This window comes from Vibrio sp. TRT 29B02 (assembly GCF_050113655.1).
Lineage (GTDB): Bacteria > Pseudomonadota > Gammaproteobacteria > Enterobacterales > Vibrionaceae > Vibrio.
Genome location: NZ_JBNJOJ010000004.1, coordinates 39,384 through 52,743 on the forward strand (window position 1 = coordinate 39,384; position 13,360 = coordinate 52,743).

Sequence of the window (13,360 nt, forward strand, 5' to 3'; positions counted from 1 at the left end):
ATAATGGTTGCGGTAAGAAGCGCACATTTAAATCAAGACGAACAGTTTGAGCTAGATAAGTGGATTGCTAGCTTAGGGCAAGACCCTAAAATTGCTAAGCGCTTAAAAGAAGTTTACCGTCGTGGCGAAGAAATCTTAGAGGGGAACGATCAAGGCCCACTGCTTTTGTGGCGTGGTCGGGAAATGATCGAGATCTTGATTACTTTGTCGATGGACAAAGCGACGTTAGTCGCTGCATTGCTATTTCCGCTGGTGACCAGTGGGGCTTACGATAGACAGCAATTTGAAGAAGATTTTGGTAAAGAGACCATCAAGCTGATTGATGGCGTTGAAGAGATGGCCGCGCTTGGTCAATTGAACGTCACAATGGAAGGCGGTGCTGCCTCAACGCAAGTGGACAATGTTCGTCGCATGTTACTCGCGATGGTCGATGATTTCCGTTGTGTGGTTATCAAGCTTGCAGAACGAATTGCTAACCTAGTCGAAGTTAAAAAGGCGCCAGAAGAAGTTCGTCAAGCGGCAGCAAAAGAGTGTGCCAATATCTATGCGCCTTTGGCTAACCGACTTGGCATTGGTCAGTTGAAATGGGAAATGGAAGACTACGCGTTCCGTTATCAGCAACCAGAAACCTACAAACAGATAGCTAAGCAACTTTCTGAACGCCGTATCGTGCGTGAAAAATATATCCAAGACTTTGTCGATGACCTGATGGCAGAGATGAAGGCCTCGTCGATCAATGCAGAGGTCAGTGGTCGTCCTAAGCATATCTACAGTATTTGGCGAAAAATGCAGAAAAAAGGTCTCGCATTTGATGAGCTATTTGACGTGCGAGCGGTACGTATCATTGCTGATAAGCTTCAAGATTGTTATGCCGCGTTAGGTGCTGTCCATACCAAATACAAGCATCTCCCTAGCGAGTTTGATGACTACGTCGCGAACCCGAAACCGAATGGATACCAATCGATCCATACCGTGATACTTGGCCCTGAAGGTAAGACGATAGAAATTCAGATTCGTACTAAAGATATGCACGAAGATTCTGAGTTAGGCGTGGCCGCGCACTGGAAATACAAAGAAGGTGGCGGTGGTCGTAGCGGTTACGACGAGAAGATTACTTGGCTTCGTAAGCTGCTGGATTGGCAAGAAGAAATGTCAGATTCAGGCGAGATGCTTGATGAACTGCGCAGCCAGGTGTTTGATGATCGCGTTTATGCCTTTACACCACGTGGTGATGTCGTCGACTTACCTATGGGCGCGACGCCTTTGGACTTCGCTTACCATATTCACTCAGAAGTCGGACATCGCTGTATCGGTGCGAAAGTCGCGGGACGTATCGTACCGTTCACTCACAAGCTGGCGATGGGTGATCAGGTCGAAATCATTACATCCAAAGAGCCGAATCCATCACGCGACTGGCTAAACCCTTCAATGGGCTTCGTCACTTCAGGTCGTGCTCGCGCTAAGATTAATGCTTGGTTCCGCAAACAGAGCCGTGAGAAGAACCTAGAAGCTGGACGTGAAATTCTCGAAACGGAACTGGCGAAAATCGGCGCGACGCTAAAAAATGCAGAGCACTATGCCATTAAGCGTTTTAACGTCAACAGTGCAGATGAGCTCTATGTTGGTGTCGGTAGTGGTGATTTGCGAATAAACCAAATCATTAACCATATCAACGCCTTGGTGAATAAGCCGACGGCAGAAGAGGAAGATAAGCAAGCCCTCGAAAAACTGCAAGAAGCAGAAAGCCGAGCTCCGGCTCAGAGCCGACCAAAGAAAGATGCCGTTGTCGTTGAAGGGGTTGATAACCTGATGACTCATCTCGCGCGTTGCTGTCAGCCAATCCCTGGGGATGAAATCGCAGGTTACATTACTCAAGGTCGAGGTATTTCTGTTCACCGAGCTGACTGTGAGCAGCTAGAAGAGCTAAGACATCACGCCGCAGAACGTATCATCGATACGGTGTGGGGCAGTGGCTTTGTTGGTTCATACATTTTGACGGTGCGCGTAGAAGCAATGGAGCGGAGTGGCTTGCTAAAAGACATTACCACCTTGTTTGCCAACGAAAAAATCAAAGTCACCAGCATGAAGAGTCGTGTCGACTATCGCAAGCAGTTGTCGATTATGGACTTTGACCTAGAGGTAACGAACGTTGAAGTACTGTCTCGTGTATCAAAGCGCGTAGAACAGATCAAAGATGTGATGTCGGTAAAACGCCTAGGCTAATTTTTACGTCGTATTTGGCTCCCTAACAGCGTTAGCTGCACTTACTCGCTCCATCACATAGACGAGCTATGCTCAGGAGCCTCATAAGTTTGCTGCCTTGTTCGGAGAGCCAACTACTTAGTAAAAATAGTTTGTCGTATTTGGCTCCCTAACATCGTTAGCTGCACTTACTCGCTCCATCACATAGACGAGCTATGCTCAGGAGCCTCATAAGTTTGCTGCCTTGTTTGGAGAGCCAACTACTTAGTAAAAATAGTTTGTCGTATTTGGCTCTCTAACAGCGTTAGCTGCACTTATTTAGAGAACTGAGCAACATATAATCAAGGTGAGTGGTTTTGGCTGCTCGCCTTTTTGTTTAAAGGAAGAGATTAAAGATGAGTCACCCAATTGAACAGTTAGAACAGATCATGGCAACGCTGCGTGATCCTGAAAAGGGTTGTCCATGGGATCTGAAACAGAGCTTCGACACCATAGTCCCTCACACCATCGAAGAGACATATGAAGTGGTTGATGCGATTCAAAACCGTGATTGGCCAAATCTCAAAGAAGAGTTGGGTGACTTGTTATTTCAGGTTATTTTCTATAGCCAGTTGGCTAAAGAGCAGGGCTTGTTCGACTTTTCGCAGGTCGTTGATACGGTCAATGAGAAGCTCACACGTCGCCATCCACACGTGTTTTCGGATATCGAATTTGAGAATGAAGAGCAAATTAATGCCAACTGGGAGGCTGAAAAAGCCAAAGAGAAAGCGCAAGTAGGCAAAACTGAGCAAAGTATTCTAGACTCAATACCAGTCTCTCTACCGGCTCTTTCGCGTGCTACAAAAATACAGAAGAAATGCGCGAAATTCGGTTTTGACTGGGATTCAATCGGGCCTGTTGTTGACAAGGTTCATGAAGAAATTGAAGAGGTTATGGACGAAGCACTGCAGGTGACACCTAGCGATGAAAAGATAGAGCTAGAGCTTGGTGACTTGTTGTTTGCGACGGTAAATTTAGCTCGTCATTTAGGAGCCAATCCGGAAGTGGCCTTGAGCAAAGCTAACCTCAAGTTTATGCGTCGCTTTAAAGGTGTAGAAGGTTTGGTTGCAGAACAAGGCAAGCAACTGACTGATTTTACTTTAGAACAGTTGGATGCTTTCTGGGATGAAGTGAAAAGGCAAGAGGTCGGTGTTGATTAAACCGTCACTCGAATTTGATTTGAAGCAAAAAATAAAAAATTGCAGTGTGATAGATTTCACGTTGTAGCGGAAAAGGGCTTCTGGTATATTTATATCCCGTCCAGAAGAAATCCATTTTCCCTCATTCAACCAATTTCAGGTTAAACATGACGACAAATTACATTTTTGTTACTGGCGGGGTTGTATCCTCTCTAGGTAAAGGTATTGCAGCAGCATCTCTTGCGGCTATTTTAGAAGCTCGTGGTCTTAAAGTGACTATGATGAAGCTTGACCCTTACATCAACGTTGATCCAGGCACAATGAGCCCGACTCAGCACGGTGAGGTGTTCGTCACTGAAGATGGCGCTGAAACTGACCTTGACCTTGGTCACTACGAGCGTTTCATCCGCACTAAAATGACCAAGCGCAACAACTTCACAGCAGGTCGTGTTTACGCTGACGTACTACGTAAAGAGCGTCGTGGCGACTACCTAGGTGCAACGATTCAGGTAATCCCTCACATCACTAACGCTATCAAAGACCGCGTAATCGCTGGTTCTGAAGGACATGATGTTGCTATCGTTGAAGTGGGTGGTACGGTTGGTGATATCGAATCACTACCATTTATGGAAGCTATTCGTCAGCTAGCGGTAGAACTAGGCCGTGAGCGCGCAATGTTCATGCACCTAACTCTTGTTCCTTACCTAGCAGCAGCGGGCGAAGTGAAAACTAAACCGACTCAGCACTCTGTAAAAGAGCTACTGTCTATCGGTATCCAGCCAGATATTCTTGTTTGTCGTTCAGATCGTATGATCCCTGCGAACGAACGTAAGAAGATTGCTCTTTTCTGTAACGTTCCAGAGAAAGCAGTTATCTCTATGAAGGACGTAGATTCCATCTACAAGATCCCTCAACTAATCAAGTCTCAAGGTCTAGACGATCTTGTTTGTGCTCGTTTCGGTATTTCTGCACCTGAAGCTGACCTTTCTGAATGGGAACAGGTTATCTATGAAGAAGCGAACCCAACGGCTGAAGTGACTATTGGTATGGTTGGTAAGTACATCGAACTGCCAGATGCATACAAGTCAGTGAACGAAGCACTGAAACACGCAGGTCTTAAGAACCGCCTAAGCGTGAAAATTAAGTACGTTGATTCTCAAGATGTCGAAACTAAAGGTGAAGAAGCTCTGCACGGTCTTGATGCGATTCTTGTTCCAGGTGGTTTCGGCGATCGTGGTATTGAAGGTAAGATTCTTGCTGCAAAATACGCTCGTGAGAACAAAGTACCTTACCTAGGCATTTGTTTGGGTATGCAAGTGGCACTGATCGAATACGCACGTAATGTGGCGGGCATGGCAGGTGCACACTCAACAGAATTTAATAAAGAGACTAAGTACCCAGTTGTTGGTCTAATCACTGAGTGGGTTGACGGCGAAGGTAACGTAGAAGAGCGTACTGAGAAATCAGATCTTGGTGGTACTATGCGTCTAGGTTCACAGCTGTGCCACCTAGAAAAAGGGACTAAAGCTTACGAACTTTACGGTAGCGCGACGATCCATGAACGTCACCGTCACCGTTACGAAGTGAACAACAATCTTCGTCCAAAAATTGAAAAGGCAGGCCTGAAAGTATCGGGTCTATCAGCGGACAAGAAACTGGTAGAAGTTATTGAGAACCCAGCTCACCCATGGTTTGTAGCGGCTCAGTTCCACCCAGAGTTCACTTCTACACCTCGCGATGGTCACCCACTATTTGCAGGTTTCGTTAAAGCAGCTGGTGAATTCCAGCGTGGCGAATTAGAGAAGTAAAGGATACAGGCAGTAGCGTTAGTAGTGCTGCTGCCTTTAATTTTGACATTATATATTCAACGAGAAGGAAACATTCAATGTCTAAGATCGTTAAAGTTCTAGGTCGTGAAATCATCGATTCACGTGGTAACCCAACTGTAGAAGCTGAAGTACACCTAGAAGGCGGTTTCGTAGGTATGGCTGCTGCTCCATCTGGCGCATCAACTGGTTCACGCGAAGCTCTTGAGCTACGTGACGGCGACAAAGCTCGTTTCCTAGGTAAAGGTGTTCTTAAAGCTGTTGAAGCTGTAAACGGTGCAATCGCTGAAGCTCTAGTTGGTAAAGATGCTAAAGACCAAGCTGCAATCGACGCTATCATGATCGAGCTAGACGGTACTGAAAACAAATCTAAGTTCGGTGCTAACGCAATTCTAGCTGTATCTCTAGCGAACGCTAAAGCTGCTGCAGCGGCTAAAGGCATGCCTCTATACGAGCACATCGCTGAGCTAAACGGTACTGCTGGTCAGTTCTCTATGCCTCTACCAATGATGAACATCATCAACGGTGGTGAGCACGCAGACAACAACGTTGACATCCAAGAGTTCATGATCCAACCAGTTGGTGCTAAGACTCTTAAAGAAGGTCTACGTATCGGTGCAGAAGTATTCCACAACCTAGCTAAAGTTCTTAAGTCTAAAGGCTACAGCACTGCAGTTGGTGACGAAGGTGGTTTCGCTCCTAACCTTAAGTCTAACGCTGAAGCTCTAGAAGTTATCGCAGAAGCTGTTGCAGCTGCGGGTTACGAACTAGGTAAAGACGTTACTCTAGCTATGGACTGTGCAGCATCTGAGTTCTTCGACAAAGAAGCTGGCATCTACAACATGAAAGGCGAAGGTAAAACGTTCACTTCTGAAGAGTTCAACCACTACCTAGCTGAGCTAGCTAACCAATTCCCAATCGTTTCTATCGAAGATGGTCTAGACGAGTCTGATTGGGCTGGCTTCAAGCACCAAACTGAACTACTAGGTGACAAGCTGCAACTAGTAGGTGACGATCTATTCGTTACTAACACTAAGATCCTTGCTGAAGGTATCGAGAAAGGCGTAGCTAACTCTATCCTAATCAAGTTCAACCAAATCGGTTCTCTAACTGAGACTCTAGCTGCAATCAAGATGGCTAAAGACGCAGGTTACACAGCTGTAATCTCTCACCGTTCTGGCGAAACTGAAGATGCAACTATCGCTGACCTAGCGGTAGGTACTGCTGCAGGTCAAATCAAAACTGGTTCAATGAGCCGTTCTGACCGTGTAGCTAAGTACAACCAACTAATCCGTATCGAGGAAGCTCTAGGTGAGCGCGCTCCTTTCAACGGTCTAAAAGAAGTTAAAGGTCAATAATTCCTAGTTTGAATTATTAGCTTAAAGCTCTAATAAATGCCTCACTTTTTAGTGAGGCATTTTGCGTTTAAGGCTCTAAGAACAATGAGCCGTTCTGCCCGTGTTGCTGTCGAAAGGGATGGTAAGCGTTATTGCCTAAAAGAGCTCATATTCTAGTTAGCGGCTAGTTCTTTAATTGCCGTAACTCTGCGTTTTTCCATCTCTTCTCGAATATCCGCACCTTTGAAGCCATCCTGAATGATTGATTGGACGTCGACAGATAATGCCGCTTGGTAGGCTTGCTCAAAAACCGCTTTTTGCGGGTAATCAATCTCTTCATGGCCTGTTCTGCCACGGCTATCGGCCATACAGCACAGTAGAATGTCTTGTAGGCGCTCTGGCTTGCGCCATACATCGAACTTATTAAGCACTTTGAGTTTGGTTTCAGGGCGAAGCTCAGCTGCACGATGGATATTTGAGTGCTGTTCACAAACCATCAATGCTAGGTCACGATATTCGTTGGGCACTCTCACTCGTTCGCATAACTGCTTAATTAACTTTAGTCCTGTGTGGCAATGCATTTTATGGCTCGGCCATTCAGAAGGAGGGGTGACACCTTTGCCTAAGTCATGAACTTGCGCTGCAAAGCGCACAGGTAACGAGTTGCTGAGCAAGGCTGCTTGCTTAGCGACCATTAACGTGTGAATACCGGTATCTATTTCTGGATGCCATTTTTCTGGCTGAGGTACACCGAATAGGGCATCAAGTTCAGGAAGCAATACGCTAAGAGCACCACATTGCCTTAATACAGATAAAAATACTTGTGGGTTGGGGGTTGAAAGAGACTTTTGCCATTCAAGCCAAACTCGCTCGGGAGTAAGGTTATTCAATTCTCCAGAATGTACGATTTGGCGCATTAGCGTTAAAGTTTCATCAGCAACACTGAACCCCAAATGATCAAGCTTAGCGGCAAAGCGAGCGACGCGTAACACGCGCAACGGATCTTCAGTAAAGGCACTAGAGACATGGCGCAAAATACGATCTCTTAGATCAGCTTGACCATTGAATGGATCGATGATGGTGCCATCAGGATCTTGTGCCATCGCGTTGATAGTAAGATCTCGGCGCAGGAGATCTTCTTCTAAAGTCACATCGGCGGCAAAGTAACACTCAAATCCAGTATATCCCGAGCCAATCTTGCGTTCGGTGCGGGCAAGGGCATGTTCCTCTTTCGTTTTAGGATGAAGGAATACAGGGAAATCTTTACCGACAGCGGTATAGCCTTTTTCAAGTAGTTGTTCGGGTGTTGCACCGACCACGACCCAATCTTTGTCATAGACGTCGATCTCGAGTAACTGATCGCGGATTGCACCACCAACAAGGTATCTTTGCACCTAGCTCTCCCTTTTATCTATAATGCCATTGGCTAATTGTGCCAGCAATGGTACTTTCCTTAGCGACAAATTCCCAGAGACGAGAAGTATGTATCAACAATATTTTGCGCTAACAGAGCTGCCATTTTCGATTGTGCCTAACTCTCGTTTTGTATTTCAAAGTCGCCGCCATAAAGAAGCCATTTTTCAAATTCAAGCCGGGCTTGGAGAAGGCGGTGGCTTCGCGATGCTTACTGGTGAAGTGGGTACAGGTAAAACGACCATCGCTCGCTCAATACTAAATACTCTAGCAGAGACAACACAGGCAGGGTTAATCCTCAATCCTACCTTTTCTGATATTGAGTTGCTTGAAGCGGTATGTGATGAGTTTGAACTCGATTATCCGCAGCAAGCGTCACTTAAGCAGCTAAACCAACGTATTCATAAGTTCTTACTGGATAATCACTCTAAGGGGATTCAGACCTTACTGGTGATTGATGAGGCACAACATTTATCTGCGGATGTTCTTGAGCAGCTAAGGTTGCTGACGAATCTTGAAACCGAAAGTCAGAAACTTCTCAAAGTCCTTTTAATCGGACAACCGGAGCTACAACTTAAGCTACAGATGCCACAACTGAGGCAGCTAGCTCAACGCATTACGGGGCGATACCATTTGCTCCCGTTAAGTAGCGATGAAACTCGAGATTACATTCGATTCCGGCTTACTCTTGCAGGTGGCCCCCCTGACTTATTGCCTGCCAATGCAATTAAGTACATCGCGCGTAACACGCAAGGAATACCGAGATTAATCAACCTCGTCTGTGATGCAAGTTTAAAGCGTGCGTATGCGAATGGAGAAAATCATCCGACGGTAACGACTGTTCAACAGGCTTGCGATGAAGTGATGAGTTTTCAAACCGCGTCTGTTCAAACCTCGGCAGTGATTGGCAGTCATCCACCGCCACGCATCGCTAAGTACATGACGGCGATGAGCGTAGGTGGATTACTCTCTGTGATGGTCTATTTAATGACGCCTAGTCTAGTGAGCTCGACTATCTCTGAGTTATTGCAACAACAGTATCCAAGGGTTGAAAACGTTGAACAGATAACGACGGTATTTCCTCAACAGCTTAAAGCACAGTTGGCGCAAGCGAGCGATCAGGAGCAGGCGATTTCGGATCTTTATCGAGTATGGGGCTATCGGGCTTCAGTACTGGATCAGCTATGTTTGGATAATGGCAATTCCCAGTTCCGCTGTGAACTGGCGAACGGCACATTAGGTGAGCTTATTGAACTCAATACACCTGTCGTCCTCACTCTGAATATTGATGGACAGGCTCGTTTTGCTGTTCTCTATGCGCTTTCGAACAGCAAAGCAAAGTTATTGGTCAATAATGAGCTGGTGGCGTTTGATACTCAATGGCTAGAAAGCATCTGGCATGGTGAATATCGGCATATCTGGCGCGGTTATTGGGACGAAACGCTCAAGCCAGGTATGCAAGGTGAGAAGGTAGTGATACTTGACCAGTTTATATCTCAAGCTCTCGGGCAGCCAAAATCGGCGACGTTTGTATTTGATCAACAGCTAAAAGAGAAAGTCGAACTATTTCAACGTTGGAAAGGGCTGACAGTGGATGGTATTGCAGGGAAAAAGACCTTGCGTTTACTGGAGGTGTTATCTCAGCCAGATAGACCCAAACTAACAGTGGATAAGGAAAATACCGATGTCTAAGGTTATGCGACAACTCAAAAGTTCAGAGCGAAGCCGATGCTCAACTGGCATGCAAGCGCCAATGTTGGCTCCTGTCATGACGACGCAGCCACAGCCTATAGGCAGGTTGCGATACTTCTCGATAGCATTCGTTCCGCCTATGGTGATAGCGGGTCTAGTCGTTATTCATACCTATCAGTCACAAAAACAAGCTTGGCTTGAATCCAATGTTAGTGAGACGGTATCGATTGAAGTTCCGTTCGAATACCAGATTGAAAAAGCGCCAGACTTTGGGCCACTGGCTGCGACCTATTCTCAGCGTGATGATAAAGTGTCTAACGTTATCGAAGGTGAAATAGACGATGACGCTCTGGCTGATGAGATACTCGGCAAGGCTGGAAACACCGTTCAAAGTGTAGCTTCAGATCAAACCGATCTGCTGACAGGTCTCGATTTGTCAGGTCTATCACCAGAGCTGGCGCAACGGTTTGCAAGCGCCGTTAATACAATCCCTCAAGTTGAGCCAGTGAACTCGGATGAGCGAGTGTCAAACCTGTCACAACAGCCTGATAGTTGGTATGGAAAACTGCCAGCAATGAACTTTCAGACGCATGTCTACTCGAGCCGAGCCGATAAGCGTTGGGTTAAGGTAAATGGGGTAGAGTACAGTGAAGGTGACTGGATTAGCGCGGATGTTGAGTTGGTGGCGATCGAGCAGCAAGCCTGTCGGATTCGCTACAAGGGCGAGTTGATAGAAGTGCCTGCCTTATATGATTGGAAAGGTTAACTGATTAAAAAAGGTCACGACATCGTGACCTTGTTAATTTCTGTTCTACTTACGCCCAACCGGATGGAGAACGTTTTCTGCGTGGAATGATATGTGGCAGAATCAAGCCAAGCAGTAGACCGATACCTGCAACGCCACCGCCATACATAAAGTATTTCAGTAGTAAGTCATCTTTCTGTGTATCCAGTTTCGCACGCAGTTTGCGAACTTCTTCCTGAGAAGCGGATAGCTGTTGGCTCATTTCGTTGTAGCCCAGTTCTAACTCACTGATTTGGCGGTTACGAGTTTCTAGCGAATCGACTAATCCCGCTTTTTCTTGATCAGCATTTGAGCGAGCATTCGCCAGCTTCTCTTTAACGTCTTTTAGCTCATCTTCAAGCTTAGGTAGTCGTAAAGCCATGCTTTCTTGATTAGTAACGAATCGGCTTTCAATCCAGCCTCTACGTCCTTTGCTGTCTTGAACTTCTGTATATCCAGAGTCTTTGTTTGTCGACAGTAGTTTTACTTTTTCGCCAGCATCAATACTGCCGATAATGCGGAATTGGTTGCTTGGACCAGAGTGCATATAGGTAAAAAGCTTATCAGAAATATAACGGTCTTGAGCAAATGCCGCTGGCACAGCAAGCATCGAGGCCAAAACGAAGCAAACCAGTTTTTTCACGGTAAATCCTTTAACAGTCTAAGAGGGTCTGCAAACCCATTATCTATATAATTCTAGAGCCAAATAGTAAGTAGTTTCTGAGATGACTGCAACAAAGAAGGGAGGCTTAGCCTCCCTTTATGCGGTTTTGAGTCAATAATGACAGTGAGTTAACACATCACTGACGTCATTGATTAAACAAACATCGCTTGAATCGCGTAGAAGAATACCACTGCCAATAGCGCACCTGCTGGCAGTGTAACGATCCAAGATGCAACGATGTTACGCACAACACCAAGGTTAAGTGCTGCGATACCACGAGCAAAACCAACACCTAAAACAGCACCAACGAGTGTTTGAGTGGTAGAGATTGGCAGACCTGTACCTGACGCTAGTACTACAGTACATGCAGTAGCAAGCTGAGCGGCGAAGCCACGGCTAGGTGTTAGTTCTGTAATACCAGTACCAACCGTTGCCATTACTTTGTGACCAAGAGTCGCAAGACCAACAACAATACCAAAGCCACCGAGTGGTAGAATCCACCATGCGATCGTACTCTTGGTTGTAATCTCGCCCATGTGCTCCACTGTCGATACAACCGCAGATAGAGGGCCAATGGCGTTAGCGACGTCGTTTGAGCCGTGAGCAAATGCCATCGCACAAGCTGTGATAACCATCAGAACGCTGAAGATGCCTTCTACACCAGCAAAGCCATGATCATCTTCGCGGCTAGCAAATTTCTTCTGAATGTAGAAGTAACCACCAGCCATTACGATTGCAGATACAATGGCTGCCCACATCCAAGCTTCACCGTTGGATAGGTGCAGACCAACGTGCTTAAGGCCTTTCTTAATCGTAACCAGAGCAATTACCATAGTGGTAATGAACATGTAAACAGGTACGAAGCGTTTAGCGTTAAACAGAGGTTTTTCAGTATCGAATATCAGTCGTTGTGCACTGACAAAGATGACGTAAGCAAAGAAACCAGAGATAACAGGAGTAATAATCCAGCTACCTACAATGCCTTGAACACTGCTCCAGTCAACCGCTTCTGTACCTACTGAAACACACGCAAAACCGATGATTGCACCGATGATTGAGTGAGTCGTTGAAACTGGCCAACCCATGTAAGAAGCGAGTAGTAGCCATGTACCAGCAGCTAAAAGCGCTGACATCATACCGAAGACAAGTACGTCAGGTTGGTGAGCAAATAGGGACGTTTCAATTACGCCTTTACGGATAGTGTCGGTTACTTCACCACCTGCTAAATATGCACCAGCAAACTCAAAGATCATCGCAATGATGATTGCTTGTTTGACGGTTAGCGCTTTTGACCCCACAGATGTGCCCATCGCATTGGCTACGTCATTTGCGCCAATACCGATAGCCATCATAAAGCCAAAGACTGCTGCAATAATAATCAGGACAGTGCCGTAGTTCGCAAGGATATCCATCGTAATACCTAGTTGTTGATAACAAGCGGAGCAAAAATTAAGAACGACGAAACCCCTTCAGCGCGTCAGTATATATCGCCTATAAGGGGTGTGAACTAGTTAGATGCTCTTCGTTATTTGGTTAACTTATATTTATGAGCGAGACAACATTACTTCCAGACGCGCACCAACACGTTGCGCCTGATCAGCAATACCGCCTACCCACTCTAGAATTTTGTAAAGGAACATCACATCAACAGGATTTAGATCCGATTCGATCGCCATTAGTTGTTGGCGAAGTTGGATCTGCATCGCGTCTGTGTCGTCCTCAATCACATCCAGTTGGTGGATCATTTCAGCCACAAGCGTTACTTCGCGGCCTTTAAATCCAGTTTCCAATAACTCATCAAGCTCATTGATAACTTTTTGCGCTTGTTCAGCTGCGTCTAGGCAACGTCTTACGTACGCAATAAAATTCTCTTGAAGAGGTGCAGGGATAGTCAATTGACGGCCATAAACTCGGCCAGCAATGTCTTTTGCAAGGTTTGCGAGTTTGTCCTGTTGTGTCAGTAGTTCAAGCATGTCGCTGCGATCCACTGGCATAAACAAACCACGAGGAAGTTTTAGACGAATTTCGCGCTTAAGTACGTCGGCTTCCTTCTCAAGATGAGAAATCTGTGCACGAATTTCAGATGCTTTCTCCCAATCCCCTTTTGAACTTACTTCGAAAAAGTTGATTAGGTGTGAGCAACATTCATTTACACACACAACGTGGCGCTGCAAAGGTTTAATAGGGGACTTTGCAAATAGCCCCATAATTGTATTTACTGGCATGGTCATTCAACCCAATTAATATAACCTAAAAACTAACAT

The 13,360-nt window shown here is 45.9% G+C and carries 10 protein-coding genes; 6 read left to right on the forward strand and 4 right to left on the reverse strand.

The annotated features are described in order from the left end of the window. The first annotated feature begins 3 nt into the window (after nt 1-3). The 4 genes from relA (at nt 4) to eno (ending at nt 6,564) form a co-directional block, all read left to right on the forward strand. On the forward strand, nt 4-2,223 hold the full coding sequence (gene relA / locus ACQEXT_RS03785) for a GTP diphosphokinase (RefSeq protein WP_331416173.1): 2,220 nt from the start codon (nt 4-6) through the stop codon (nt 2,221-2,223). Nucleotides 2,224-2,597: 374 nt separating this feature from the next. Further along, nucleotides 2,598-3,401, forward strand: a complete 804-nt coding sequence (mazG, locus tag ACQEXT_RS03790; RefSeq protein ID WP_331416174.1) for a nucleoside triphosphate pyrophosphohydrolase — start codon at nt 2,598-2,600, stop codon at nt 3,399-3,401. Nucleotides 3,402-3,547: 146 nt separating this feature from the next. Continuing rightward, on the forward strand, nt 3,548-5,188 hold the full coding sequence (locus ACQEXT_RS03795) for a CTP synthase (RefSeq protein ID WP_331416175.1): 1,641 nt from the start codon (nt 3,548-3,550) through the stop codon (nt 5,186-5,188). 77 nt (nt 5,189-5,265) lie between these two features. After that, entirely contained in the window at nt 5,266-6,564 is a 1,299-nt protein-coding gene (eno, locus tag ACQEXT_RS03800) for a phosphopyruvate hydratase (protein WP_331416176.1), read from the forward strand. Between the two features lie 152 nt (nt 6,565-6,716). Here eno and ACQEXT_RS03805 read toward each other — a convergent pair whose 3' ends face one another. Beyond that, nucleotides 6,717-7,937 carry a multifunctional CCA addition/repair protein gene (locus ACQEXT_RS03805; protein ID WP_426950699.1) on the reverse strand — a complete coding sequence of 407 codons (1,221 nt, stop codon included), beginning with the start codon at nt 7,935-7,937 and terminating at the stop codon, nt 6,717-6,719. Nucleotides 7,938-8,025: 88 nt separating this feature from the next. Between ACQEXT_RS03805 and ACQEXT_RS03810 the strand changes: the two genes are divergently transcribed. Together ACQEXT_RS03810 and ACQEXT_RS03815 are read left to right on the forward strand one after the other, a co-directional pair. Continuing rightward, on the forward strand, nt 8,026-9,648 hold the full coding sequence (locus tag ACQEXT_RS03810; RefSeq protein ID WP_426950700.1) for an AAA family ATPase: 1,623 nt from the start codon (nt 8,026-8,028) through the stop codon (nt 9,646-9,648). Next, the gene (locus ACQEXT_RS03815) at nt 9,641-10,414 is read left to right on the forward strand and encodes a general secretion pathway protein GspB (protein ID WP_426950701.1); all 774 of its coding nucleotides are present in this window, start codon (nt 9,641-9,643) and stop codon (nt 10,412-10,414) included. The genes ACQEXT_RS03810 and ACQEXT_RS03815 overlap by 8 nt, the downstream gene beginning before the upstream one ends. A gap of 49 nt (nt 10,415-10,463) precedes the next feature. Here the strand turns inward: ACQEXT_RS03815 and ACQEXT_RS03820 are convergent, their stop codons facing one another. The 3 genes from ACQEXT_RS03820 to ACQEXT_RS03830 all read right to left on the reverse strand — a co-directional run bounded on the left by ACQEXT_RS03820 (nt 10,464) and on the right by ACQEXT_RS03830 (nt 13,321). Next, nucleotides 10,464-11,075, reverse strand: coding sequence for a TIGR04211 family SH3 domain-containing protein (locus ACQEXT_RS03820; protein WP_426950702.1), 612 nt, complete (start codon nt 11,073-11,075; stop codon nt 10,464-10,466). A 173-nt stretch (nt 11,076-11,248) separates the two neighbouring features. After that, nucleotides 11,249-12,508, reverse strand: coding sequence for an inorganic phosphate transporter (locus ACQEXT_RS03825; protein ID WP_138971832.1), 1,260 nt, complete (start codon nt 12,506-12,508; stop codon nt 11,249-11,251). 132 nt (nt 12,509-12,640) lie between these two features. Then, nucleotides 12,641-13,321, reverse strand: a complete 681-nt coding sequence (locus ACQEXT_RS03830; protein ID WP_171052190.1) for a TIGR00153 family protein — start codon at nt 13,319-13,321, stop codon at nt 12,641-12,643. Between the last annotated feature and the right edge of the window lie 39 nt (nt 13,322-13,360).